This window comes from Halorubrum pallidum (assembly GCF_055380345.1).
Window position 1 is genome coordinate 1,682,959 of sequence record NZ_AP043945.1, and the last position, 25,044, is coordinate 1,708,002.

Sequence of the window (25,044 nt, forward strand, 5' to 3'; positions counted from 1 at the left end):
AAGTTGTTTTCGCCCGCCGCGAGAAACTCGGACCATGGACAGTGGCGGATCTACGGACATGACGCTGGCGTTCGAACTAGAGGCGCTGAAGGTCCTCGCGGACCCGAACGCCGTGTTCAACAACGCCCGACAGTGGACGGAGTACGTCGGGGTCGTCAGCGAGAAACCCACGTACGTCGTCACGAATTTCACCCGCAAGCACCGCGTGCGTCAGGATTTCTTTTCCGGGCCCCGCGGCGTCGAAGAGAGTCTGGAGAACATCGCCCAGCAGTTCGACACTGACCGGCACGTGTTCGTCGGCGTCGACGAGGAGGACGAGGCGCTCGCCGAGTCGACCGGGTGGGAGTTCCTCCACGTCGAGACCGCCGCGGAGGCGGCGGGATGGACCCTGACGAACGACGATCCCGATGAGGAGCCGGCCGAGTCGCCCTCGCGCGACGACTGGCCGTAGCCGAGCGGGGTTCTTCGCGGAACACTGCCCGCCGATACGCGGGGTGTTTTGGGCGTCCGCGGCGAACCGTGTGATATGAGCGACAGCGGCTCCCACGGTCACCACGACGACGATCACGACCACGACGACGATCACGACCACGACGACGATCACGACCACGACGACGATCACGACCACGACGACCATCACGACCACGACGTCGAGACCGTGTCGATCGCGGTGATGACCGTCTCCTCGTCCAGATCGCTCGATTCGGGCGACACCTCCGGCGAGTACGTCGTGACGGCGTTTGAAGAGGCCGGCCACGAGGTCGTCGTTCGCGAACTCGTCCCGGACGAGTACGACAGCGTGCAGGGAACGGTCGATCGGCTTGCCCGCCGAAAGGACACAGACGCCGTCGTCACCACCGGTGGGACCGGCGTCACCCCCGACGACGTGACCCCGGAAGCGGTCCGACCGCTCTTCGCGAAGACGCTCTCCGGGTTCGGGGAACTGTTCCGCCGGCTCTCGTACGAGGAGATCGGCACGCGGACGATCGGGTCGCGGGCCACCGCAGGAATCACCGAAGGAACGCCGGTGTTCTGTCTTCCCGGCTCCGAGAACGCGGTCAGACTCGGCGTCAACGAGATACTCCTCCCGGAGATCGGACACCTCGTCGGACTCGCTGGTCGCGGACGCGAGGACGGAAGTAATGGGACGGACGAACACGAAAGCGACGGAACCGACGAAAGAGACGGAACCGACGAAGGCGCCTCAGAGACACAGTAGGGCTCCGAGACTCGCTGACTGCCACGTCCGTCGATACGAGCGGCCCGTCAGGCACAAAAAATGAGCGGCGGTACCGACGACTGTCGGGTGCGCTACTCAGCCGCGGCGTCTGCGTCGACTTCGTCGGCCTCGTCGGACCTGAGCGCAGCGAACAGTCCGTCCGGGTCGGACCGAACGTCCGCCAGCGTCGCGCCGGCGAGACCGCCGAGAGCCCCACCGGTGCTCGCCGCGTTGCGACTCACCAGTCCGCCGACCGCGGCTCCGACTGCCGCGCCGATGGCCGCGCACTTCGCCCTCGACATCGCGCTTTTGACTCTGGCTTTCATACCATATCGTTCTCTCCGAGACGACAAAAACCTACCGTCGGCTCTCACCGGCCGCTGTTCGGGCGTTGCGTGTCAGACTCCGCGGCGTCGGGGCATCCGTCTACTGGAGTCGTTTCGTCGTCTCCACGAGCGGGTGGCGAGCGTAGTCGACGATCTCGATGTCTGTGATGTCGTCGAGACCCTCTTTTTTCGCGGTTTTGGCCATTCCGAGATCGATCCGCACGTTCGGGACGATGACGTACGCGTCCATCGTCTCGATCCCGTTCTCGTGAGCGGCCATCACTCGATGATGGCCGTCGGCGAGGTGCAACGTTCCGTCGTTGTCGATGACGACGAGGGGTTCCGCGAGCCCGCGTTCCAGTTCGTACTTTCGTCCCTCGAGTTCGTCGGCGTACACCCGCGCCTGCGTCGGCGTCAGGTCGGTGAGCCGCACCTCGCGACGCTCTTCCGTGAGCGCGACGCCGTGGATCTGTTCGAGCGTGCGCATCAGCTTCCCCACCTTGCTCGGCGTCGCTCGCTCGATCTGCGATCGGACGACATCCGTGTTTGAGATGATCCCCACGAGGTTGTCGGCGTCGTCGACCACGGGAAGCCGCTGGATACCGGACCGGAGGATGACGCGGGCGGCGTCGGTCACCTTCATGTTCGGGTGCGCGACGATGAGGTCGTCGGACATCACCGTGAACACGGGCGCGTCGTCATCGGCCAAGAGGAGGTCGGCGGCCGAGACGAACCCCTCGACGGTCCGACCCTGCGTGACCGGGAACCCGTTGTGTCCGTCGCTCTCGGCCATACGGCGCGCGACCGTCCCGACGGTCTCGTCCGGACTCACCGTCTCGACGTCGCGGGTCATGTACTCGTCGACGGTCGGTTTGCCGCTCATCGGCGAGAGTAAGGCCCTCGTGGGTTAAAAAGGGAGGCGCTACCTCGTCACTGCGGACTCGGACTGGAGGGGCCAGAGACGTTGCCCTCCTTGAGCGCCGAGCCGGTGATCGACTTGAGTCGAGAGACGAGCGAGTCCTTCTCGGCTTCGCCCTCCAAGGCGATGTCGAGGACCTCGCTGATGTGGCTCACCGGGATGATCTCAATCATGTCCTCGTACTCGTCTTCGATCATCACGTCCTGCTCGTTGGCCGCGGGGATGATGACCCGAGTGCAGCCGGCCTTCGCGGCCGCCTCGATCTTGTGGGTGACGCCGCCGACGGGAAGCACGTCTCCCCGCACCGACAGCGACCCGGTCATCGCGAGGCTCTGATCGACGCCGACGTCCTCCAGCGCGCTTATCACGGCGGTCGCGACCGTGATCGACGCGGAGTCGCCGTCGACGCCCTGCTGGCCCGCCTGCACGAACTGGATGTGGATGTCCATCTCCGAGATGTTTTCGTCGGAGAACTTCTTGATGATCGCGGAGACGTTCGAGACCGACTCCTGTGCCATCTCCTTCAACTGACCCGTGGCGATGACCTCGCCGGGCCCCTGCGAGGGCGCGACCTCTGCCATCACCGGGAGCATGATTCCGGAGTCTTCACCCATCACCGCGAGGCCGTTGACGCGGCCGACGACGTAGCCGTCGGAGACCTGCAGCTCGTAGTCCTTCCGGCGCTCGATGAAGTCGTCCGCGAGCTGCTGTTCGATGGAGCGCGAGCGCCCCTTCGCGGACAGCACGTGCTCGCGGGTGGTCAACTCGGCGTCCTCGCCGCGGGCGATATCGCCGGCGACACGGACGAGCCCGCCGAGGTTGCGGAACAGGAGGGTGAGGTGGCCCTTCCGGCCGGAGCGGCGCTTGGCTTCGAGGATGACCTCCTCGACGGCCTCGGCCGTGAACTCCGGTAGGCGACCGTCCTTCGCGACCTCTTGGGCGATGAAGCGGACGTACTTCCGTCGCATCTCCGGGGTGTCCTCGATGGTGTCCTCCATGTACACCTCGTAGCCGTACCCCTTGATCCGCGAGCGCAGCGCCGGGTGCATGTTCTCCATCGCGTCGAGGTTCCCCGCCGCGATCATGACGAAGTCGGTCGGGACGGGCTCGGTCTGGACCATCGCGCCCGAGGAGCGCTCGGACTGGCCCGTGATCGAGAACTCGCCCTCTTGGATCGCTGTCATGAGGTGCTGCTGGCTCCGAATATCGAGCGTGTTGATCTCGTCGATGAACAGCACGCCCTTGTTCGCCTTGTGGATCGCACCGGCCTCGACGCGATCGTGGCTCGGCGTCTCCATCCCGCCGGACTGGAACGGGTCGTGGCGAACGTCGCCGAGCAGCGCGCCGGCGTGTGCACCCGTCGAGTCGCGGAACGGCGCGGTCTGCGTGTCCCCGTTGTTCACGAGCAGATTCGGGATCATCGCGTCGGAGCCGCGGTTCAGGTAGCGGAAGACGAGGTAGACGACCCCGGCCGCGATGATGCCGACGAGGATCTGGCCGACGATGATGAGCGCGTAGCCCAACACGACGGCGATGATGATCCACATGAGAAGCGACCGCATCTGGTTGCGCTTGCGCGCCTCCTCACGGTGCGCTTCCACGATCTGGTCGCCCTTCCCGGCCGGGACCGTCCGGACCTTCGGCTTGTTGCCGTCCTCCGGGTTGTGATAGACGAGGACGTCCTGTAACTCCTCTTTCGGGAGCAGCTCGGACATCGCCTTCGCGAGCATCGACTTCCCCGTCCCGGGCGAGCCGATCATCATCACGTGGCGGCGCTGTTTGGCCGCCTTGATGATCACGTCGCGGGCGTGCTCCTGTCCGATCACCTGATCGACGAGGCGGTCGGGGATCTCAAGTTCCGCCGTCGTGTCGATATTGAGCCCGCCCAACAGGTCGTCCTCGTCGGGGTCATCGTCGATCTCGGCACCCTCGACCTCGACCGTGCTGCCGAGCTCGTCGATGCCGCCGCCTTCGCTCGGTTCGGTGTCGTCGGCGGCAGCCCCGTTTGATTCCTCTTGTCCTGCCCCGACGCCGTCGGTACTCGGATCGTTTTCGATGACGACCGTGTCGTCCCAGACCTCCTCCGAGTCGTCACCGGAGTCGCCGCTCGTCGACTCGGCGGAGTCGTCCGGCGCTGACCCGGAGTCACCGGGGTTCCGCGGGGCGTCGTCGCCGTTCCCCGTCGGATCTGAGGGCACGGAATCGGTGTCTTCCCGTCCCTCGTCGTCCCCGGTTGTCGGGTCGTTCGTGTCCTTTTCGTTGCTCATAGAATCGAGTGTCGCTACGGAAAACGAAGAGTCGGCAACTGATATACTTTCTCCCCGCCGGTCGATAGAATGGAATCAGTAGATCGCCACGTTAGTGCGTTTTTGAGCCCGAAAACGCGTACAACGTGTTCTCACGGGGTTTATAAACAAGGGCCGCAGTATATCGATCCATGCGCGGGTTCTATATCGGACGGTATCAGCCGTTTCACGACGGCCACCACCACATGGTCGAGGAGATCGCGGCGGAGGTCGACGAACTCGTCTTGGGGATCGGTTCCGCCGGCGACTCCCACACCACCCGGAACCCGTTCACGGCCGGTGAGCGCGTGATGATGGTGACGAAGGCGGTCGAAGATCTCCCGGTCACGACCTACGTCGTCCCCATCGAGGATCTCGACCGGAACTCCGTGTGGGTGAGCCACGTTCAGAGCATGACCCCGCGGTTCGACGTTGCCTACTCGAACAACCCCCTCGTCGTTCGACTGTTCGAGGAGGCCGGCGTCGAAGTCCGTCAGTCACCGATGTTCCGCCGCGACGTGCTGGAGGGGACCGAACTCCGCGAGCGCATGATCCACGGCCGCGACTGGGAGACGCTCGTTCCCGAATCCGTCGTCAACGTCATCGAGGAGATCGGCGGCGTCGAGCGGATCCGGCGGATCGCAGAAACCGATTCGAACGGCGCGGAACCGTCGGACGAATGAACCGCTGGGAGCCAAGTGGCCCGAGACTCCTCGCGTCTCGTTACTCTCTCGTGTGGGTATCGCAAAACCATGGGCGCTGCAGGATTTGAACCCGCGACAGCTTGGTCCGAAGCCAAGCACTCTATCCAGACTGAGCTAAGCGCCCGTACGTCTGGTATTTTCTGTGGTGGTGTTAAGTCCCGCGATTTTGCGTGGATCCGAGACGAGCGGTATCGACAGCTCCGGCCACAGCAGGCGATCAAAAAGAATATTATTCGTACTGGGTATTGTTTCTGTAGCTAGATGTGTATTGGTCGTACGGCGTCACAGCCGAACGAGCGGCCCGAATTTCTGCAGCTGTCCCCGAGGTACCACCATGTATGACCTCAGGCCGCACTTCGAAGAGGAGGTGGAACTCGGCACGAATCTCCTTTTGACGGGACCACCGTTGAGCGGCAAGCGGTCGCTGATGCTCGACATGCTGGCAGACGGAACGGACCACGGCGACGGTGCCATCATCGTCACGACGAAAGACGGGGGAGAGCGCGTCCTGAAAGATTACGCGAAGCGGACGCCCTACGAAGGCAAACCTGTCGCCGTCGTCGACTGCGTGACCCGCCAACAGGGCGTCAGCGACCCGGGGGAGTCAGATCGGATCAAATACGCGTCGTCGCCGGTCGACATGACGGGCATCGGTATCAAACTCTCCGAGTTTCTACAGGCATTCGGCGACCGCGGCATCGACCGAAACCGGGTGATGGTCCACTCGCTGTCGACGCTGTTGATGTACTCGGACTTACAGACCGTGTTCCGGTTTCTCCACGTGTTCACCGGGCGGATCCAGAGCGTGAACGGACTCGGCCTGTTCAGCATCGACTCTACCGCGCACGACGAACAAGCGATGAACACGATCAAACAGCTCTTCGACGGCGTCATCACGCTCTCGGAGGACGACGAGGCCGAGATCCGATTGGCCTGAGACGCGGTTCGGTTGTCAGATCGACGGATCGAGACGGGGGATGATTTACGGTTCGCCGGCGCGTATCCCGTGGTATGCCGATCACTGACGACGACGCTCTAGACCGCGTGTTCGATGCCGACACGATCGCCGTCGTCGGCTGTTCGACGACGCCCGGTAAAGCCGCCCACGACGTTCCGGCGTACCTCCAGCGACGGGGTTATCGCGTGATTCCGGTGAACCCGTACGCCGACGAGGTTCTGGGCGAGACCGCGTACGACGCGCTCGCAGACGTCGAGGTCGAGATCGACGTCGTCGACGTGTTCCGTCCGAGCGAGGAGGTTCCGGACGTCGTCACCGCCGTCCGCGATCGCCACGCGACACGGGGCGACGCCGGCACGCTCTGGCTTCAGCTCGGAATCAGCCACGACGAGGCCGCGGCCGAGGCGGAGTCCGACGGGATCGACGTGGTGCAGGACCGCTGTATGAAAGTCGAACACGAGCGGTTGCGGGGCTGATCGAAAGACGGATATCGCGCCGCGATCGACCGGACGGAACCGCGGATCGAACACACTTATGCCGCTCGTCCGGCTTCGGAGAGATATGAGCGAGACCGATGCGGAGGCCGACGAAGCGGCCGCGGTGACGGTCGTCCTCCCGGACGGATCAGAACTCGACGTTCCGGCCGGAGCGACCGTCGAAGACGTCGCCTACGAGATCGGCCCCGGACTCGGCCGCGACACCGTGGCGGGGAAGATCGACGGCGAGCTCGTCGAAAAGCACGCCGCGGTTCACGACGGCGCGCAGATCGAGATCGTCACGGACCAGTCCGACGAGTACCTCACGGTGCTCCGCCACTCCGCCGCCCACGTGTTCGCACAGGCGCTCCAGCGGCTCCACCCCGAGGCGACGCTCACCATCGGTCCACCGACCGACGAGGGATTCTACTACGACGTGACCGACGTCGACCTCGACGAGAACGACCTCGACGCGATCGAAGCCGAGATGGACGAGATCATCGCGGCCGACTACGACATCGAGCGCGAGGTGCGGTCCCGCGAGGATGCCATGGATATCTACGCCGACAACGAGTACAAGCGGCAGATCCTCGGAGAGGAGGCCGACGACGAGGAGGTCACCTTCTACGTGCAGGACGGCTGGCGGGACCTCTGTCAGGGGCCGCACGTCGAGTCGACCGGCGAGATCGGCGCGGCCGCCTTACTGGAGGTGTCGGCCGCCTACTGGCGCGGCGACGAGGACAACGATACCCTCACGCGGGTGTACGGTACGGCGTTCGCCTCCCAGTCGGCCCTCGAAGAGCACTTGGAGATGCGCGAGCAGGCCAAAGAGCGCGACCACCGGAAGATCGGCCAAGAGATGAATCTCTTTTCGATCCCGACGGTGACCGGTCCGGGGCTCCCGTTGTATCACCCGCCGGGAAAGACGGTGCTCCGCGAGCTGTCGAACTTCGCGAACGAACTGAACCGCGAGCACGGCTACGAGGAGGTCGAGACGCCGCACGTGTTCCGGACAGAACTGTGGAAGCAGTCGGGCCACTACGAGAACTACAAAGACGACATGTTCCTCCTCGACGTGAACGACGAGGAGTACGGCCTCAAGCCGATGAACTGTCCGGGCCACGCGACCATCTTCGACCAGCAGTCGTGGTCGTACCGCGATCTCCCGCAGCGCTACTTCGAGAACGGGAAGGTCTATCGCAAGGAGCAGCGCGGCGAACTCTCCGGGCTCTCTCGGGTGTGGTCGTTCACCATCGACGACGGCCACCTGTTCGCCCGTCCCGATCAGATCCGTCAGGAGATCGAGTCGGTGATCGAGATGATCTTCGAGGTCGTCGAGACGCTCGATCTGGAGGTCGAGGTCGCGCTGGCGACGCGTCCGGACAAATTCGTCGGCGGCGACGAGATCTGGGAGTCGGCGGAAGACCAACTCCGCGACGTGTTGGAGTCGGGCGGCTACGACTACGACGTCGAGCCGGGAGACGGCGCCTTCTACGGTCCGAAGATCGACTTCGGCTTCGAGGACGCCCTGGGTCGCGTCTGGGACGGTCCGACCGTCCAGCTCGACTTCAACATGCCCGAGCGGTTCGATCTCACCTACACCGGCGAGGACAACGAGGAGCACCAGCCGGTGATGATCCACCGGGCGCTGTACGGCAGCTACGAGCGGTTCTTCATGGTGCTCATCGAGCACTTCGACGGCGACTTCCCGCTGTGGCTCGCGCCCGAGCAGGTCCGCATCCTCCCCGTCTCCGACGGGACGTTGGGGTACGCTCACCGCGTGAAAAACGAGCTGGAGGACGCCGGATTCCGCGTCGAAGTCGAGGACCGCGATTGGACGGTCGGCCGCAAGATCCGCGCGGGTCACGACGACCGGCTCCCGTACATGGTGATCGTCGGCGACGACGAGCAGGAGGCGGGAACCGTCTCCGTGCGCGACCGCTTCGAGAATCAGCGCGGCGACGTCGACCTCGACACCTTCGTCGATCACCTCGTCGACGAGCGCGACGGGAAGCGGACGGAGCCGGACTTCGTCGACGCGGCGTAGCGCCGTCTCGCCTCTCTCCCGTGGTCCGGCGTGGCACACGAACGCTCGTTCCGCTGAACTTTTGACGGTCACCGCCGCGAGATCCGGTATGAGCGAAACGCCGCAGATCGACCGCTCGATCGAGGCCGCGCCCGCGGTCGACGAGCTGACGCCGCCGGACCGAACGCTGATGGGGCCCGGCCCGAGCGACGTCCATCCGCGGGTGCTTCGGGCGATGAGCACGCCGCTCGTCGGCCACCTCGATCCGGCGTTCATCGAAATCATGGACGAGGTACAGGAGCTGCTCCGGTACACGTTCCGGACGGACAACCGGTGGACGATCCCCGTATCCGGCACCGGGTCGGCGTCGATGGAGGCCGCGATCGGAAACCTCGTCGAACCCGGTGACACGATGTTGGTTCCGACGAACGGCTACTTCGGCGGCCGGATGCGGTCGATGGCCGAGCGCGCAGGTGGCACGGTGGTCACGGTCGACGCGCCGTGGGGAGAACCGCTCGACCCCGTCGACGTCGAGCGCGCGTTCGACGAGCACCAGCCGGACGTGTTCGGGTTCGTCCACGCCGAGACCTCGACGGGGGTGCTCCAGCCGAACGTTCCGGAACTGACCGACATCGCACACGCACACGACGCGCTGGTGGTCGCCGACTCCGTCACGTCTCTGGGCGGCGTCGAACTGCGGGTCGACGACTGGGACGTCGACGTCGCCTACGCCGGCCCGCAGAAGTGCCTCTCGTGTCCCCCCGGCGCGAGCCCGCTCACGCTCAACGACCGCGCGATGGACAAGGTGCTCGACCGCGAGGAGCCGCCCAAGTCGTGGTATCTCGACCTCACGCTGCTTGAGGGATACTGGGGCGACGAGCGCTCGTATCACCACACCGCGCCGATCACGAACGTGTACGCGCTCCGCGAGGCGCTCCGACTGGTCGCCGAGGAAGGCATCGAGGCGCGGTGGACGCGTCATCGCGAGGTCGCCGGCGAGTTGAAGTCGGGGTTACGGGAACTCGGCTTGGAGATGAACGCCCCCGACGAGTACTGGCTCCCGAGCCTGAACGCCGTGCGGGTCCCCGACGGCGTCGACGACGCCGCGGTCATCGATCACCTGCTCGCCGAGTACGACTTGGAGATCGCGTCCGGGCTCGGTGACCTCGCCGGCGACATCTGGCGGATCGGCTGTATGGGTCACTCCGCGCGCCCGAAGAACGTCGAGTACGTGCTGGCCGCACTGGAGGACGCGCTCGCCGCACAGGGACACGAGGAGTAGCCCGCTCCGAGCGCGCGATTCGGGCCGCCCGACCTGAACTATTTATCGGTGAAACGCGTTCGATTCGAGCATGGGCGACTCTGCCTGCGACCGACGGTTCTGCCCCGAGTGCGATCTGGCCGTCTCGTGTGATCGAGACGCCTGTCCGGAGTGTGGCGCACCGATTCGGGAGTGAGTTATCGCAGCGTGTCCGCGTACTTATCCCGGCGGTAGAGGTCGATCTCCTGGGCGGTCGACCCCGGACGCGACGCCGCGAAGGCGATCGCATCGGCTATCTCTTCGGGCTCCGTCACGGATCCCGGTTCGAACCGCTCCTCGAAGGGCTCGCCGTCTTCGCTCCCGAATTCGGTGCGGACCTCCGAGGGGTTGATCACGCTCACGGCGACGCCCTCGTCGCCGACCTGTGCCGCGACGCTGTGGGCGAACCCGCGCACCCACCACTTGGTCGCGGCGTAGACGGGATTGAACGGACGGGGGAACTTCCCGGCGAAGCTCCCGACGACGACGAGCGATCCCTCGCTCGTTTTCAGGTGCGGGATCGCCTCTCGTGTGAGAAAGAACGTCCCGTCGACGTTGGTCTCCTGCATCGCCGTGTACGCCTCGTCCGTCATCGTCTCCACGTCGCCGCCGCGGCCGATCCCGGCGTTTGAGACGACCACGTCGAGGCCGCCGAACGCCTCGACGACGGCCTCGATCGCGGCCGCCGAGGTCGCCGGATCCCGGATGTCTCCGGGAACGACGAGAGTCCGTGCGTCGTACGTCTCCTCCAGTTGATCGGCGATCGATTCGAGCTCCGCTTCGCGACGGGCCAGCAGGGCGACGTTCGCGCCGCGCTCCGCGAGCGCGTGTGCGGTCGCTTCCCCGATCCCCGAGCTCGCGCCAGTCACCAAGACCGCCGCGTCGTCGAGCGTCGTCATGTGCGAACGGTCACGCATCGCGGGTATAAAAACAGCGCCGTCGCCCCCGACACCCGTGCCCGCGATCGAGAGTTACTCCAGTCGGTCGGCCAGATCGTGGAAGTCCTCGATGACGATGTCCGGTTCGGGACCCAGCTCTTCGGTCGGGAGTTCCTTTCCGGGGCGGGAGACCCAAGCCGTCGACATTCCGGCGTGTTTCGCGCCCCACACGTCGCGCATCCCGCCGCCGGAGGCGTGCAGCACCTCCTCGATGGGGGTGTCCGTCCGCTCGGCCGCGTGTTCGTAGATCGCCGCGTCCGGCTTGTACGTCTCAACCTCGTGTGCACTGATCGCGTCGGTCACGATGTCGCCGATGTCGGCGGCCGCGACCAAGTGGTCCAACATCTCGGGGGAGCCGTTCGAGATGATGTACACTTCATAGCCCGCGTCGGTGACCCGTTCTATTCCTTCTTTGACGTCGTCGAAGATGGACAGTTCCTCCTCGTACACGACGCGTCGGATCTCGTCGCGGGTATCCTCTGGTACGTCGTACCCGTTCGCTTCGAGGGCGTAGCGGAGCCCTTGGCCGATGAGGTCCCAGAACGGCTCGTAAGCGTCGATGTCGTTCGCGATCATCGAGTACTGGAGATACTGCGCACGCCACAGTTGCGAGACGGCCTCCGCGTCCTCCAGTCCGTCGACGTGGGCTTCGAGCACCGCTTCCTGTGACCCGATATCTACGAGCGTGCTGTACGAGTCGACCGTCACGGTCGAGATGGATTCGTACTCCATGTACACGCTACCGCGCCCCACATGATAACCGTGACGTCCGCCGCTGTCGCCACGATTTATAACTCGCGGACGTGAGCCTCGTGTATGGACTATCGACGGCTCGGAAACACGGGACTGTCCGTCTCCGAACTCTGCTTCGGAACGTGGCGGTTCGGTCGCGAGACGAACGGCGTCGTGGAGACCGGCCGCGAGGAGGCCCACGAACTCCTCGACGCGGCGGCGGACCACGGGATCAACTTCATCGACACGGCGAACGTGTACGGGACGCCGAACGGCAAAAGCGAGAAGTACATCGGCGAGTGGCTCGGAGAGCGCGAGCGCGAGGACTACGTGATCGCCTCGAAGGTGTACTTCCCGTTCGACGGGCGCGGTGAACCGGGACCGAACGACTCCGGACTGGGGCGCAAGCACATTCGGGCGCAGGTCGACGGGACCCTCGACCGGCTCGACACCGACTACCTCGACGTCTACTACATTCACCGCTTCGACGAGGAGACGCCGATCGAGGAGACGATGCGCACCCTCGACGAGCTGGTTTCGGCGGGGAAAGTCCATCACTTGGGGGCGTCGACGATGGCGGCGTGGCAGCTGACCAAGGCGCTGTGGACCGCAGACGTCAACGGCTACGCGGACTTCGACGTGGTCCAGCCGCTCCACCACGCCGGGTACTACGAGGATGTCCAAGAGTACCTCGACGTCTGTATCGACCAGGACATCGCCGTCTGTCCGTACTCCCCGCTAGCCGGCGGGTTCCTCACCGGGAAATACGAGCGTGCGGATCCGGACGACCCCGAGCAGGTGATCGCGCCGGACGGCTCGCGCGCGAGCCTCGACGACCGGTTCGAGCGCTTCTACCTCTCCGAGCGCGGCTGGAAGGTGCTCGACGCGGTCCGCGAGGTCGCGGACGAACTCGACGCGACGCCGGCGCAGGTCGCGCTCGCGTGGCTCACCGAGTGGGACGAGTTCACGTGCGTCCCCATCGTCGGCGCGCGTACCCCGGACCAACTCGCGGAGAACGTCGCGGCGACGGATCTCGCGCTCTCGGACGCGCAGTGGGACCGGATCATGGACGCGCGATACGACCCCGACGGGAACCTCTGGGGACACTAGACGGGAGAAAACCCTCGACGCGTCGCGGTCACTCGCCGAAATCCGGCAGATCGTCGGGCGCGTCGAACTCCGCTTCCCAGTCGATGTAGTCCGCTTTGAGTGTCTCACAGACGATCTGTCCGAGTTCCGTGAGCCCGGCGTTGATCGCGGAGACCGTTCCCCACGAGTCGAGGTCGGGATGGAGGTCGCGCTCCTTCCAGTCTTCGGGGATCCCGGGCGCGTGGTAGCCGACGCGGTCGGCGAAGTCGTCCCAGAAGAAGTCGAACCGGGAGACCAACTCGAGGTCGAGCGCGATCCGCCAGTCCGACTCGTCCATGTCGCTGCCGACGGCCCACTCATCGAACGCCGCGTCCCACGCGCCCTCGCGGAGGAACGCCTCCAGTTCGTCGCGACGGTACTCGCCGCCCGAGACCTCAGCGTCCTCGTACTCGTTCGGGTCGACGGCGGCGAGTTCTGGCGGGTCCGGTGGTTCGACGTCGAGGCTCATGCGCGGCGATCCGCGCCGCCGACGCAAAACGGTGCGGGTCGCGGACGACGATCGCGAGGCCGATCCGGACCTTTTACCGCCGTGCCGACCGGACCGTTCGACATGGATCTTCGAGCAATCGCCCGCAGAACGGCGATCGCCGCCGCCGTCGCCACCGTGCTCGCGCTCGCCGCGCCGTACGCGATCCTGTCGGGATCGGGCTCCGCAGAGCAGCTCGCCGCCTACTACGCGTCCGGGACCGTCGGCGGTGCCGGGATCGTGCTGTTCGCGCTCGTGAGTGCGGTCGTCGTTGGGTCCGTCGAGCGGGGGAACCTCGATCCGGGAACGCTCGCCGGGGTCGCAGTGATGCTCGGGGTCGCGACCACCGCAAGCGCGGCGGCGTGGGCGCTCGCCATCGAGCCCAGCACCCTGTTCCGGGACAACCTCTGGCTGGTGTGGCACGCGCGAGCCGTCGTCGCGCTCTCCGTTCCGATACCGGTGGCCGCCGCGGCGTACGCCCGCGAACTGTTGGCGTAGCCGTTCGCCGATCTCCACCGGACACCTCGAGATATCCGCCGAACGAAAGGCCCTTAAGGTGGAGCCGTGTAGCCAGAAGTGGACTAGGTCGGGCGGTTAGGCCCCGCTCATCACCCGTGAGGTAGTCTTTAGCGGGGACCGAACAGCGGGCGCGTCCGGTCAGACCGGCACGGGCCCCGAGAGCCAACGTGGAAGCCTCGTCCGCCGGGGACAGCGGTCCGTGGCGCCCGCTCGCAGGAGCGGTCCGTCGCGGTTCGTCGGCGACACCGGGTCAGGCGCGGAAGCGAGCAGCCCACCGCCGAACGCCCGTCGCTCGTCGGGTCGCGGGGTGGAGAAGGCAACCGGGACACCCCGTGGCGGAACGCCGGGCCACCCCGCTTGTCCGCCATTCATACGCGATTGTATCGGGTCGGACACAGCGGCGCCTCGGGGAGACGAAACGCGTCGCCAGCGGTACATCTATACTGGTCCGTCTCGACGTTCCGATGGAGTCTACTATGGAAATTTCGGAGAAGCTCCTCTGTCTGTTCAGCGCCGACGTTCGCGAGGAAGACGGCGAGTACGTGGTCGACGTGCCGCGTCGCGAGGTCGAGACCGGGTCGCTGGAGCCGGGCGAGACGTACCGCGTCGCGCTCATCTCTCGGTCCGAATCCGACGAGACCGCCGCGGCGGCCGACCGCGACGGCGGTACCGATATCTCTGCGTCTCGATCGGATGACGGCCCGCAGCCGCCAGTCGAGCCCGGCGAGATGCGGTACGTCGAGATCGAAGACCTCGGTAAGCAGGGCGACGGAATCGCCAGAGTCGAGCGGGGGTACGTCATCATCGTTCCTGACACGGAAGTCGGCGAGCGCGTGAAAATCGAGGTGACGGAAGTGAAATCGAACTTCGCGGTCGGTGAAGTCGTCGACGACGCGGTGTAGCGGTGATCGATCGGCTCGCAAGCCGGTCGGCGAGCGGCGGACAGTCAGCTGTCGGCGTCTGCCGCGCCGTCGTCCGCCAAACCGTTCTCTTCTCGACCCCCCCCGAGCGGGACTCTCGCGTCCCAGTAGGACACCGATGCGATGTAATCGCCGGGGATGGTGTTGCCGACGAGCGTGTCGAGGGCTCGGAACGGCTTCGCGATGGGGCCGGGGAGTTCGCGGTAGAAGCCGTACGGGAGCACGAAGTCGTGCGACTCGTCGGCGAGCGTGAGTCCCGCCTCGCGCAGCATGGCGGCGACCTGTCCCTCCGAGTAGAGCCGTGACCCCATCGGAAGCAGCCACGTGTACAGCGTCCGGAGGCTCCGGCCGTTGAACGTGTCGAAAAACACCTGATCGGCGCTGACCCGACACAGTTCCGCGAGAAACGGCGCGGGGTCGTCCATCAGGTGGAAAAACCGCATCGCGACCACCGTATCGAAGTAGTCGTCCGGAAACGGGAGCCGGGAGGCGTCGCCGCGAACGAACTCGACGGTGTCGGAGAGACCGCCCTTCGCGGCCTTCGCGCGGCCCTGTTCGAGCATCTCCCGAGAGATGTCGAGGCCCACGATGTCGGCCCCGCGGTCCGCGAGCATCGTCGTGAACCGCCCGGTGCCGCAGGCGACCTCCAGCACGCGGTGACCCTCCTCGATCGGCCCGAGAGCGGAGAGAACCGCCGCTTTCTCGCGCCGGTCGATGAGTTCACCGCCACCGGAGAATCGCACGTCCTCGTACTCTTCTGCGACCTCGTCGGCTTGGTACCAGTCCTGTCCCTTCACGTTGTCCGTACTGAATCCCCGACCGACAAAACCGTACTGGATGCGAGCGACGATTCGCGGGTCCCGTGGTACCTGCGTCGTTGGAGATCACCGCTCCCCGAATACTATATTAATCGTTCATGATTGTTTCTGTGCTGAGAGGTGATATTAACACATTATATTATTCCAATCGAATTCCCCTATATGTAGCTAACCTTTACCACTAGGTAGACTCCTCATAAAAGACATGAGTACCAGTCACGCGGAGACCGCCGACCAGGACCGCCTTTCGGAGTCCGAGTATCGCGACCGCCTTCGTGAACTCCCGCCCAGTGCCAAGCTGGTCGCGAAGGTTCTGGAGGGCGACGCACCGCTCTCGCAGGGCGGACTCGCCGAGGAGTCGCTCCTGCCCGACCGGACCGTCCGGTACGCGCTTAACCGGCTCGAAGAGGAAGGTCTCGTCGACTCTCGGTACAGCTTCAAGGACGCACGCAAGCAGGTGTACTACCTCACCGTCTAAACGCTCCCACACGGACGCGCTGTCGCTTACCGCGAGGGACCGGTTCCGACGGCCTCGCACGGAGCCCTTTTTATTCTCCGCCCGACAACGGCTGGTATGGATCTCTCGGTCGTCGTACCGACCCTCAACGGTCGGGATCGGTTAGCCGGCTGCCTCGACGCGCTGGCGGCACACGCGCCCGAGGCGGAGGTGATCGTCGCCAACGGTCCCTCGGCGGACGGCACCACCGGGATGGTACGCGATCGAGACGACGTCGACGTGCTGGTCGAGATATCCGATCGAACGGTCAACGTCGCCCGCAACGCGGGTGTCGAAGTCGCTACCGGCGACGCGATCGCCGTCGTGGATTACGATCACCGGATCGGCGAGTCCTGGATCGACGGCGTTCACAGCGGGCTCGACGAGGCCGACGTGGTGACGGGGCCGGTGACGCCGGTGGCCGCGGACGCGATGGCGTCCGACGCGACGGCGATCACCACGGGCGGGGAGGAGAGCGCCTCCGCCGACGCCGCGGAGTCACCCGACGCTCCCGCGAAGCCGACGGACGCCCCCGAACGGCGGACAATCGCGGGACGCGACGTGACGTACTTCGAGAGCGGTAACGTCGTCTTCCGGAGCGAGACACTCCGCGATCTCGACGGCTTCGACGAGTACCTACGCACCGGCGGCGCTCGCGACGCCGCGCACCGACTCGCGCGGATGGACCGCGACGTGGCGTGGCGCGAGGACCTCGCGGCGGTCGAGCGGCTACCGAGTCCGACGGCCGCCGACGGGGGACGGACGGCCCGCGAGTGGGGGTGGAAGTACCGCGCGCTCTCGTACCGGCTCTGTAAGAATTACGGGGTGCGTCCGACCGTGCTCGCGCGAGCGGGCTCACACGCGCTGACGGACGCGGTCACCGTCGCACGCGAGGTCGTGCGCGGCGAGTCGACTCCGTCGCGATGGGCCGCCACCGGTCGAGACGTGCTCGTCGGACTCACCGGGGGGGGTTCCGACGGACTCGTCGCCCGCCGTCGCGACCGGAGCCCGACCCGCAACCCGAACGGAATCTCGACTCGCGCCGACCGCGCCGTCGCGCGGTACGACATCCGCGACGCCGACCGCTGACGAGGCCGACGACGGCCGGCGATTCCCTTCGCGAGCCGCGGCCGGCGGTCCCCGCGCATTTAACCCCGGGCGTCGTCAACGTCCGCCAACAGATGGGACTCACGAAGCGTATCATCCCCTGCATCGACGTCGACCTCGACGACGACGGAAACGCGGCGGTGTACACGGGCGTCAACTTCGAGAACCTGGAGTACACCGGCGACCCGGTCGAGTTGGCGAAGAAGTACAACGCCGCGGGTGCGGACGAGTTCGTCTTCCTCGACATCACCGCGAGCGCGGAGGGGCGAGAGACGATGCTCGACGTGGTGAACGCGGTCGCCGACGAGTGTTTCATCCCGCTGACGGTCGGCGGCGGCATTCGGACGAAAGCCGACATCAGGGAGACGCTGCGGGCCGGCGCGGACAAGGTCTCGATCACCACCGGCGCCTTAGAGCGTCCCGAACTCATCGAGGAGGGCGCGGCGGCGTTCGGCTCTCAGTGTATCGTCATCTCCGTCGACGCGCGGCGGCGGTACGACGACGCCGGCGAGCACTTCTACGAGGACGACGACGGCGAGACGGTGTGGTTCGAGTGCACGAAGAAAGGCGGCCGCGAGGGAACCGGCGTCGACGCCGTCTCGTGGGCGACGGAGGCCGAGGAGCGCGGCGCGGGCGAGCTCTTCGTCAACTCCATCGACATGGACGGGACGAAGGACGGCTACGACATCCCCCTCATGAAGGCGGTCGGCGAGGCCGTCTCGACCCCTCTCATCGCCTCCTCGGGCTGCGGCGGCCCCGAGGACATGTACGAGGTGTTCACCGAGGCGAACGCCGACGCCGGCCTCGCCGCCTCGATCTTCCACTTCGGCGACTACTCGATCGAGGAGACGAAGGCGTACCTCGACGAACGCGGCGTTCCGGTCCGGCTGTAGCCCACCGAAAAGAACCGATATGGTACTCGAGGCGTAGTAGTGATATCGGAGAGAATTCGTCGTTGTTCTCGTTTGTTCGGTCTGAAACCAACAGTTATTATGCGATCCCGATCAAATTGGTACGTATGTCCACGTCACCGACGCGCGTGCGTGCCGAGCCTCCGGAGCTCGTCTGCAAGCGGACCGACGACGCCGACGCCGACGGAGAGGTGACGTTCTTCGAGCGAGAGCGCGACCCCGACGACCGGACGACCCGCTGGATCACGGTCAGCGAGTCCGACTGCGTTCCGCGCTCGGAGTGGCGGTAGACACGCGTTCCGGCGGCGACGACGGACCGTCCCGCCTGACTCGTTCGGCCATCCTTAAGAGCGGCCCGCCCGGATACGTCCCCATGCACCCACGGGATCTCTCCGATCACTCGCCGTACGTGCCCGGCCGGGGCGTCGAGGAGGTGGCCCGCGACCGCGGGCTCGACCCCGACGACCTGATCAAGCTCTCCTCCAACGAGAATCCGCACGGTCCGAGCCCGGCGGCTGTCGAGGCGATCCGCGAACACGCCGACCGCGTCCACCAGTACCCGAAGTCGTCGCACACGGACCTGACCGCCAAGCTCGCCGAGAAGTGGGACGTCGCGCCCGAGCAGGTGTGGGTCTCGCCGGGTGCGGACGGCTCCATCGACTACCTCTCGCGGGCGACGCTGTCGCCCGGAGACGAGGTGCTCGTCCCGAGTCCGGGCTTCGCCTACTACGCGATGTCCGCGCGGTATCACCACGGCGAGGTCGCGGAGTACGAGCTGGACCCGGCCGACGGGTTCGCCCAAGACGCGGAGACCGTCCTCTCCGCCTACGGCGGCGAGCGGATCGTCTACGTCACCTCGCCGCACAACCCCACGGGGTCGACGATGTCGCTCGCGGCGATCGAGACCGTCGCGGACGCGACCGCGCCGGAGACGCTCGTCGTCGTCGACGAGGCGTACGGGGAGTTCGCCGAGACCGACAGCGCGATCCCGCTCGTCGACGAGCGCGACGACGTGGCCGTACTCCGCACGTTCTCGAAGGCGTACGGGCTCGCCGGGCTCCGCATCGGCTACTCCGTCGTCCCCGAGGAATGGGGCGAGGCGTACGCCCGCGTCAACACGCCGTTCGCCGCGAGCGAACTGGCGTGCCGGGCCGCTATCGCCGCGCTCGACGACGAGGAGCACGTCGCCGAGTCGGTCGACACGGCGCGGTGGGCGCGCGAGTACATCGCTGCCGAACTCGACGCGCCGACCGTCGACTCCGCGGGGAACTTCGTGCTCTCGCGCGTCGGCGACGCCGAGCGCGTCGCCGACGCGGCACAGGAGCGCGGCGTGATCGTCCGCGACTGCACCTCGTTCGGGCTCCCCGAACACGTCCGGATCTCGACGGGCACCCGCGCGGAGACGCGCGAGGCGGTCGAGACGCTCAACCAGATCCTCGCCGATCTCGACCTCGGTGTTCGCGCGTGAGCGGAGACGACTCCGCGGACGAGGGTGCCGATGGGGATACCGACGGCGACCGCGGCCCGGTCGACCGCGTCGCCGTCACCGGTACCCCGGGTACCGGAAAGTCGACGGCGACGGCGCTGCTCGACGACGAGTACGACGTGACCCACCTCAACGACCGGATCAAAGGCGACGACGACCTGTGGACCGAGCGCGACGCCGAGCGCGACACGCTCGTCGCCGACATCGAGGCGGTCCGCGAGCACCTCGGCAACTGGTCCGGCGTGCTCGACTCCCACCTGGCACACCGGTTCGACGCCGACCGCGTCGTCGTGTTGCGCTGTCACCCCGAGACGATCGAATCCCGGCTCCGCGAGCGCGGCGAGTCGGCGGCGACCGCAGAAGAGAACGCCGAGAGCGAGGCGCTCGACGTGGTCCTCTCGGAGGCTGTCGCCGAACACGGCGCGGAGTCCGTCTACGAGATCGACACGACCGACGCCGATCCGGAGTCCGTCGCCGCGGCGGTCCGCGCGGTCGCGGAGGGCGACCGCGAGCCGAGCGCGGGCACCGTGGACTTCATGGAGTACCTCGAGCCCGGGGGGCCGGCCGACAGATGACGCTCGATCGGTACCGATCGGTCGCGGACCGGCTGCTCGGCCCGTGGGTGACCGCGGCCGCGAAGTTGGGTCTCTCGCCCGATCAGGTGAGCGTCCTCGCGTTCGTCGTCGCGATGGCCGCCGGCGGCGCGTTCGCGGTCGGGACCGAGACGTTCTACGTCGCCGGTGCCGTCTGCGTTTTCCTCAACGGGTGGCTCGACCTCGTCGACGGCGCGCTCGCGCGCCGGCTCGACGTCGCCTCCGACGGCGGCGACCTCCTCGATCACGCGCTCGACCGCTACGCCGACATCGCGATCATCGCGGGGTTCACCGCGGGCGTCGACGCCTACGCGTTGGGATTCCTGGCCGTGACCGGCGTCCTGATGACCTCGTACATGGGGACCCAGATACAGGCGGTCGGCATCGGCCGCGAGTACGGCGGCCTGCTCGGCCGCGCCGATCGCCTCGCGCTGATGGGGGTCGTCGGGCTCGTCGCCGCGATATACCCCGCACCGATCGTCGCGAACCACTCCGTCGTCGGCCTCCTGCTCGCGCTGTTCGCCGCCGTTGGACACCTGACGGCCGTCCAGCGGTTCCTCGGCGCGTGGCGAGGTCTGTGACATCCCCCGCCGAGGGAATATTTAAAGGTATCCGGCCGGAACGGGGGGATATGCCCACCTTCGAACTCAATCTCTCGGACGACGTCTACGCGGAGTTCCAACAGCTCGCAGATCAGGAGTTCGTCTCCGAAGAGCAGGCCGCGGAGGATCTCATCGCCTCGGGCATCGAGGCGTACAACGTGAGCGTCGTCGACGACGACCCCCGCGACGAGATGCTCGACGGCGCGGAGAACAACATGTTCGACACCGCACAGGATCCCGGCAGCCTCGAAGACGACACGCTCTAGGGCTCACAGGGCCCCATGCGGCGTCTCCGTCTCCATCAGTACCGCCCGCCGAGCAGTCGGTTCACCACGAGCGCGCTCAACGCGAGCGCCATCACACAGGCGAGCAAGCCGAACGCGAGCGCCCATCCGGCGGCGTCGGAGACGAATCCGACGACGACGCTGCCGGACGCGCCGAGCGTCATGTAGACGGTCCTGACGAGTCCGAACCCCGCGCCGCGTTCGGCGTCCGAAAGGAGATCCATGAACCGCGACTGGACCGGTGCCCCCCACGACATCGCGACGCCGACGAAGCCGACCGCGACGACCGTCGTGGGGAGTCCGAGGCCGAAGCGCGCGGTCGCGACGAGCAGCCCGTAGCCGACGACGCCGGACCCCATCGTCACCATCGCGGTCGCGTCGCGGCCGGTCCGGTCCGACAGCGACCCCGTCACCGGCTGCGTTCCCCCGTGGACGACGAAGTACAGCGAGAACAGAAGCGCCGACAGCGCCGCCGACAGCCCGGCCCCCACTTCGAGGAACGTCGGGAGGAAGGAGGCGGTGGCCTGCCACGAGAACGCGCCCATCGTCGCGAGCGCGGTCGTGTACCGGATCGACGGCCGCGAGAGGAGTTCGCGGAGGGGGCCGAGCGCGATCCGGTCACCGACGGACTGGTCGGGACGGACCGCCGGCGTGGGATGGACCCGCCACGCGAACAGCGCGAACACCGGCACGGCGACGGCGGCTCCGAGGAGGATCCCCGCTCGCCAGCCGTACCGAGACCCGACGAGGGCGGCGAGGGGTGGCGCGGCGAGCCCGGCTATCGGTCCCCCGGCGACGTGAACCCCGATGGCGCGTCCGATGTCGTCGAACTGGCGCGTGAGGAAGGTGGTCGCCACCGAGTAGTGGAGGCCCGCTCCCGCGCCGAGCACCACGGTGAACAGCGCGAACACGTGGACCGACGGCGCGACCGCGATCAGCACCGAGGCGACGGCGGTGGCACCGACGGCCGTCAGGATGACTCGCCGCTCGCCGTAGCGGTCCCCGAGGAGACCGGAGGGGAACTGCGCGAACGCGTACGCGAGCCACATCCCCGAGAGCGCGAGCCCGACGGTCGCGTTCGTCACGCCGAACCGCGACGTGATGTCCGGAACGAGCGGGCTGATGACCAGCCGTGCGACCATCGTCGCGGTGAACGCGAGCGTACAGAGCGCGAGCGCCGTGTGTTTGTACCGCCAGTTCACGGTCGACGTGCGACGGCCCGCCGAAAACCGGTTCCGATCGCGGCCGGCGGAGCCGGGTCTCGGCGGCGCGTCCGATCGCCTGTCCCGGCAATGGGCCGCCTCGACGGGCCGGTCAGACGACGAACTCGATCGGGTAGTCGGTGCAGTTCTCGTACCCGTCGTCTGTGACGACGACGAGGTCCTCGATCCGGACGCCGCCCACGTCGGGGTCGTAGAGGCCGGGTTCGACGGTGATAATGTGGCCGGACTCCAGCTCGCCGCCGCCGCTCGCGAGCCGAGGGGACTCGTGAACGTCGAGACCGATCCCGTGGCCCGTCGAGTGGATGAACCCGGTCTCCGTCTCGGGATCGGTTCGGAACGTCGGCTCGCCGGCTTCCTCGTACACCTCGCAGGCCGCGGCGTGCACGTCCGCTCCGGTGGCACCGGGTTCGACGGCGTCGAGCGCGGCCGCGAGCGCGCGCTCGGTGAGGTCGTACCACTCGCGGAGCGCAGCCGGCGGCTCGCCGACGCAGAACGTCCGGGTCATGTCCGCGTTGTACTTCGTCGCCTTCGATCGCGGGAAGACGTCGACGATGATCGCCTCGTTCGCGCGAAGCGGGCCGGAGCCGCGGTCGTGGGGGTCGGCCGCCTGCGCGCCGCCGGCGACGATCGTCTCGTCGAGCGCACAGCCGTGGCGGAGCAGCGTCACCTCTATCTCCTCGGCGACGCGCTCGCTCGTGAGAGGCTCTCCCTCGTGGAGGAGCGTCCCAGCCTCGCCGCCGGCGGCGGGAGCGTCATCACCCGCCACGTCCGCCTCGGCGAGGAGGTCCTCCGCGGCCCGCATCGCCGCCTCGTTGGCGCGCTGGGCCTCTCGGATCGCGTCGACCTCCTCGTCGGTCTTCACCGCGCGGACGTCGCCGAGCCGGTCGTCGCCGTCGACGGCGACGTCGATCCCGCGGTCGCGGAGCGCGTCCGCGGTGCCGACGGGCGCGCGCGGCGGCATCGACACCGATTCCGCGCCCTTGTCGCGGACGAAGGCGGCGTACATGTCGGCGCGCGCCTCGCGGCCGCCGTACTCGTAGTCGTAGTCGGCGTGACGCTCGACCGTGTCGGCCGCCGATTCGGACCGCGCGCGGCCGTACTCCAGCCCCGATACGAGAAGGTGGACGGCCCCGTCGACGTACAGCGTCACGAACGGGTCGGGACCGGTGAACCCAGAGAGGTACAGCTGGTTGGCGTCGTCTTGGTCGGCGTCGAGCAGATATCCGTCCGTGTCGAGGTCTGCGAGGCGGGCGTCGAGTCGCGTGCGGTTCATACGCCCGGTGCTCGGCCGAGGGTAAAATCGGTTGCCCTGCCGGGCCTCGGGGGAGCGTCAGACGCGCCTCGAAATCGCGAAACGCATATATACTACACTCCGGCTCGCGTCCCGCGATCGACGGTCGGTGTATACCGACTGTTTGGCGCACAAAAAATCGGCATAAACGAGTCGTTCGGCGTGTTCTACGGCGTGTTATCGGAGGTGAAGAATTGGCCAAAGGTTTACGTGTCTCGGAGCCGTATCCACGTGTGAGGACAACCAACCGAGACGCGCTTCTCGGTCCCCTCGTTCCCTCCACCTGACACAACCCAATGAGCGAAAACGTTCGAACGTATACGACGGAGCAGGTACGCGACGAGTCGGAAACCGAATCGGCCGACGAGGAGCTACGCTGCCCGGAGTGTGGCGGCCAGCTCGCGACCGACACGGAACACGGCGAGACGGTGTGTGTCGACTGCGGGCTCGTCGTCGAGGAAGACGAGATCGACCGCGGGCCGGAGTGGCGCGCGTTCGACTCCAAAGAGAAGGACAACAAGTCGCGGGTCGGAGCTCCGACGACGAACATGATGCACGACAAGGGGCTCTCGACGAACATCGGCTGGCAGGACAAAGACGCCTACGGGAAGTCGCTGTCGAGCCGCCAGCGCGAGAAGATGCAGCGGCTCCGCACGTGGAACGAGCGGTTCCGCACGCGCGACTCGAAAGAGCGCAACCTCAAGCAGGCGCTCGGCGAGATCGACCGCATGGCCAGCGCGCTCGGACTCCCCGATAACGTCCGCGAGACGGCCTCCGTCATCTACCGCCGCGCGCTCGACGAGGACCTACTTCCCGGCCGCTCCATCGAGGGCGTCTCGACCGCGTCGCTGTACGCCGCCGCACGGCAGGCCGGCACGCCGCGCAGCCTCGACGAGATCGCGGCCGTCTCGCGGGTCGAGAAAGACGAGATCGCCCGCACCTACCGCTACGTCGTCCGCGAACTGAAACTGGAGATCCAGCCCGCCGACCCCGAGAGCTACGTGCCGCGGTTCGCCTCCGACCTCGGGCTCTCCGACGAGGCCGAGCGCCGAGCCCGCTCGCTGCTCGAAACCGCGAAGGCGGAGGGTATCCACTCGGGGAAGTCCCCGGTCGGTCTCGCCGCCGCCGCCGTGTACGCCGCCTCCCTCCTGGTCAACGAGAAGGTGACTCAAAGCGACGTCAGCAACGTGGCGAACATCAGCGAGGTCACCATCCGGAACCGCTACCACGAGCTTCTGGAGGCCGAAGACGGCGTCGCGCTGAACTGAGCGGTGAGCCCGTCCGGTCGTTTCACGC

At 66.8% G+C, this 25,044-nt stretch carries 28 protein-coding genes, 1 tRNA gene and 1 other RNA gene; 20 read left to right on the top strand and 10 right to left on the bottom strand.

Annotation, left to right across the window (positions count from 1 at the left end):
• Positions 1-34: 34 nt before the first annotated feature.
• Both ACZ45C_RS10170 and ACZ45C_RS10175 read left to right on the top strand, forming a co-directional pair.
• Positions 35-451, top strand: coding sequence for a DUF7124 domain-containing protein (locus ACZ45C_RS10170; protein ID WP_460558930.1), 417 nt, complete (start codon positions 35-37; stop codon positions 449-451).
• A gap of 75 nt (positions 452-526) precedes the next feature.
• The gene (locus ACZ45C_RS10175) at positions 527-1,219 is read left to right on the top strand and encodes a MogA/MoaB family molybdenum cofactor biosynthesis protein (protein WP_460558932.1); all 693 of its coding nucleotides are present in this window, start codon (positions 527-529) and stop codon (positions 1,217-1,219) included.
• Positions 1,220-1,311: 92 nt separating this feature from the next.
• Here the strand turns inward: ACZ45C_RS10175 and ACZ45C_RS10180 are convergent, their stop codons facing one another.
• The 3 genes from ACZ45C_RS10180 to lonB form a co-directional block, all read right to left on the bottom strand.
• On the bottom strand, positions 1,312-1,545 hold the full coding sequence (locus ACZ45C_RS10180; RefSeq protein ID WP_460558934.1) for a hypothetical protein: 234 nt from the start codon (positions 1,543-1,545) through the stop codon (positions 1,312-1,314).
• A 100-nt stretch (positions 1,546-1,645) separates the two neighbouring features.
• Positions 1,646-2,428: a CBS domain-containing protein gene (locus ACZ45C_RS10185; RefSeq protein WP_460558936.1), complete on the bottom strand. Its 783-nt coding sequence runs from the start codon at positions 2,426-2,428 to the stop codon at positions 1,646-1,648.
• Between the two features lie 47 nt (positions 2,429-2,475).
• A complete protein-coding gene (lonB, locus tag ACZ45C_RS10190; protein ID WP_460558938.1) occupies positions 2,476-4,731 on the bottom strand; it encodes an ATP-dependent protease LonB in 2,256 nt (751 codons plus the stop codon).
• Between the two features lie 170 nt (positions 4,732-4,901).
• Here lonB and ACZ45C_RS10195 point away from each other — a divergent pair, with 170 nt between their 5' ends.
• Positions 4,902-5,432: a nicotinamide-nucleotide adenylyltransferase gene (locus ACZ45C_RS10195; protein ID WP_460558940.1), complete on the top strand. Its 531-nt coding sequence runs from the start codon at positions 4,902-4,904 to the stop codon at positions 5,430-5,432.
• A 70-nt stretch (positions 5,433-5,502) separates the two neighbouring features.
• On the opposite strand, the gene ACZ45C_RS10200 is transcribed toward ACZ45C_RS10195, so the two are convergent.
• Positions 5,503-5,577 (bottom strand) — tRNA-Arg (locus tag ACZ45C_RS10200).
• Between the two features lie 210 nt (positions 5,578-5,787).
• On the opposite strand from ACZ45C_RS10200, the gene ACZ45C_RS10205 reads away from it, so the two are divergent.
• The 4 genes from ACZ45C_RS10205 (at position 5,788) to ACZ45C_RS10220 (ending at position 10,195) form a co-directional block, all read left to right on the top strand.
• A complete protein-coding gene (locus tag ACZ45C_RS10205; RefSeq protein ID WP_460558942.1) occupies positions 5,788-6,390 on the top strand; it encodes an RAD55 family ATPase in 603 nt (200 codons plus the stop codon).
• Between the two features lie 74 nt (positions 6,391-6,464).
• The gene (locus ACZ45C_RS10210) at positions 6,465-6,887 is read left to right on the top strand and encodes a CoA-binding protein (protein WP_460558944.1); all 423 of its coding nucleotides are present in this window, start codon (positions 6,465-6,467) and stop codon (positions 6,885-6,887) included.
• A 58-nt stretch (positions 6,888-6,945) separates the two neighbouring features.
• A complete protein-coding gene (gene thrS / locus ACZ45C_RS10215) occupies positions 6,946-8,934 on the top strand; it encodes a threonine--tRNA ligase (protein WP_460558946.1) in 1,989 nt (662 codons plus the stop codon).
• Between the two features lie 88 nt (positions 8,935-9,022).
• Positions 9,023-10,195 (top strand): pyridoxal-phosphate-dependent aminotransferase family protein, encoded by a 1,173-nt coding sequence (locus ACZ45C_RS10220; RefSeq protein WP_460558948.1) that lies wholly within the window; start codon positions 9,023-9,025, stop codon positions 10,193-10,195.
• Between the two features lie 176 nt (positions 10,196-10,371).
• On the opposite strand, the gene ACZ45C_RS10225 is transcribed toward ACZ45C_RS10220, so the two are convergent.
• Positions 10,372-11,112 carry an SDR family oxidoreductase gene (locus tag ACZ45C_RS10225; RefSeq protein ID WP_460558950.1) on the bottom strand — a complete coding sequence of 247 codons (741 nt, stop codon included), beginning with the start codon at positions 11,110-11,112 and terminating at the stop codon, positions 10,372-10,374.
• A 72-nt stretch (positions 11,113-11,184) separates the two neighbouring features.
• Complete coding sequence (locus ACZ45C_RS10230) at positions 11,185-11,883, bottom strand: haloacid dehalogenase type II (protein ID WP_460558952.1); 699 nt, start codon at positions 11,881-11,883, stop codon at positions 11,185-11,187.
• 84 nt (positions 11,884-11,967) lie between these two features.
• On the opposite strand from ACZ45C_RS10230, the gene ACZ45C_RS10235 reads away from it, so the two are divergent.
• The gene (locus tag ACZ45C_RS10235; protein WP_460558954.1) at positions 11,968-12,993 is read left to right on the top strand and encodes an aldo/keto reductase; all 1,026 of its coding nucleotides are present in this window, start codon (positions 11,968-11,970) and stop codon (positions 12,991-12,993) included.
• Between the two features lie 28 nt (positions 12,994-13,021).
• On the opposite strand, the gene ACZ45C_RS10240 is transcribed toward ACZ45C_RS10235, so the two are convergent.
• Complete coding sequence (locus ACZ45C_RS10240; RefSeq protein WP_460558956.1) at positions 13,022-13,480, bottom strand: hypothetical protein; 459 nt, start codon at positions 13,478-13,480, stop codon at positions 13,022-13,024.
• 102 nt (positions 13,481-13,582) lie between these two features.
• On the opposite strand from ACZ45C_RS10240, the gene ACZ45C_RS10245 reads away from it, so the two are divergent.
• The 3 genes from ACZ45C_RS10245 (at position 13,583) to ACZ45C_RS10255 (ending at position 14,919) form a co-directional block, all read left to right on the top strand.
• A complete protein-coding gene (locus tag ACZ45C_RS10245; protein ID WP_460558958.1) occupies positions 13,583-13,996 on the top strand; it encodes a DUF7548 family protein in 414 nt (137 codons plus the stop codon).
• A 76-nt stretch (positions 13,997-14,072) separates the two neighbouring features.
• An RNA gene (gene ffs, locus ACZ45C_RS10250) (signal recognition particle sRNA) lies at positions 14,073-14,384 on the top strand.
• Between the two features lie 109 nt (positions 14,385-14,493).
• Entirely contained in the window at positions 14,494-14,919 is a 426-nt protein-coding gene (locus tag ACZ45C_RS10255) for a TRAM domain-containing protein (RefSeq protein ID WP_460558960.1), read from the top strand.
• A 44-nt stretch (positions 14,920-14,963) separates the two neighbouring features.
• Here ACZ45C_RS10255 and ACZ45C_RS10260 read toward each other — a convergent pair whose 3' ends face one another.
• Positions 14,964-15,734 (bottom strand): class I SAM-dependent methyltransferase, encoded by a 771-nt coding sequence (locus ACZ45C_RS10260; protein WP_460558962.1) that lies wholly within the window; start codon positions 15,732-15,734, stop codon positions 14,964-14,966.
• Positions 15,735-15,960: 226 nt separating this feature from the next.
• Here ACZ45C_RS10260 and ACZ45C_RS10265 point away from each other — a divergent pair, with 226 nt between their 5' ends.
• From ACZ45C_RS10265 to ACZ45C_RS10300, 8 genes are all read left to right on the top strand, one after another.
• Positions 15,961-16,233 (top strand): MarR family transcriptional regulator, encoded by a 273-nt coding sequence (locus ACZ45C_RS10265; protein WP_137784247.1) that lies wholly within the window; start codon positions 15,961-15,963, stop codon positions 16,231-16,233.
• 96 nt (positions 16,234-16,329) lie between these two features.
• Positions 16,330-17,340 (top strand): glycosyltransferase, encoded by a 1,011-nt coding sequence (locus tag ACZ45C_RS10270; RefSeq protein ID WP_460558964.1) that lies wholly within the window; start codon positions 16,330-16,332, stop codon positions 17,338-17,340.
• 92 nt (positions 17,341-17,432) lie between these two features.
• Positions 17,433-18,251: an imidazole glycerol phosphate synthase subunit HisF gene (hisF, locus tag ACZ45C_RS10275; RefSeq protein WP_460558966.1), complete on the top strand. Its 819-nt coding sequence runs from the start codon at positions 17,433-17,435 to the stop codon at positions 18,249-18,251.
• A gap of 125 nt (positions 18,252-18,376) precedes the next feature.
• Positions 18,377-18,559: a DUF7511 domain-containing protein gene (locus tag ACZ45C_RS10280; protein WP_460558968.1), complete on the top strand. Its 183-nt coding sequence runs from the start codon at positions 18,377-18,379 to the stop codon at positions 18,557-18,559.
• An 83-nt stretch (positions 18,560-18,642) separates the two neighbouring features.
• Positions 18,643-19,737: a histidinol-phosphate transaminase gene (gene hisC / locus ACZ45C_RS10285; RefSeq protein WP_460558970.1), complete on the top strand. Its 1,095-nt coding sequence runs from the start codon at positions 18,643-18,645 to the stop codon at positions 19,735-19,737.
• On the top strand, positions 19,734-20,330 hold the full coding sequence (locus tag ACZ45C_RS10290) for an adenylate kinase family protein (RefSeq protein ID WP_460558972.1): 597 nt from the start codon (positions 19,734-19,736) through the stop codon (positions 20,328-20,330). The genes hisC and ACZ45C_RS10290 overlap by 4 nt, the downstream gene beginning before the upstream one ends.
• On the top strand, positions 20,327-20,929 hold the full coding sequence (locus ACZ45C_RS10295) for a CDP-alcohol phosphatidyltransferase family protein (protein ID WP_460558974.1): 603 nt from the start codon (positions 20,327-20,329) through the stop codon (positions 20,927-20,929). The genes ACZ45C_RS10290 and ACZ45C_RS10295 overlap by 4 nt, the downstream gene beginning before the upstream one ends.
• Positions 20,930-20,979: 50 nt before the next feature.
• The gene (locus tag ACZ45C_RS10300) at positions 20,980-21,216 is read left to right on the top strand and encodes a hypothetical protein (RefSeq protein ID WP_460558976.1); all 237 of its coding nucleotides are present in this window, start codon (positions 20,980-20,982) and stop codon (positions 21,214-21,216) included.
• 35 nt (positions 21,217-21,251) lie between these two features.
• Here the strand turns inward: ACZ45C_RS10300 and ACZ45C_RS10305 are convergent, their stop codons facing one another.
• Together ACZ45C_RS10305 and ACZ45C_RS10310 are read right to left on the bottom strand one after the other, a co-directional pair.
• Entirely contained in the window at positions 21,252-22,436 is a 1,185-nt protein-coding gene (locus ACZ45C_RS10305) for an MFS transporter (RefSeq protein WP_460558978.1), read from the bottom strand.
• 112 nt (positions 22,437-22,548) lie between these two features.
• On the bottom strand, positions 22,549-23,730 hold the full coding sequence (locus tag ACZ45C_RS10310) for a M24 family metallopeptidase (RefSeq protein ID WP_460558980.1): 1,182 nt from the start codon (positions 23,728-23,730) through the stop codon (positions 22,549-22,551).
• A gap of 314 nt (positions 23,731-24,044) precedes the next feature.
• Between ACZ45C_RS10310 and ACZ45C_RS10315 the strand changes: the two genes are divergently transcribed.
• Positions 24,045-25,016, top strand: coding sequence for a transcription initiation factor IIB (locus ACZ45C_RS10315; protein ID WP_460558982.1), 972 nt, complete (start codon positions 24,045-24,047; stop codon positions 25,014-25,016).
• Positions 25,017-25,044: the final 28 nt, after the last annotated feature.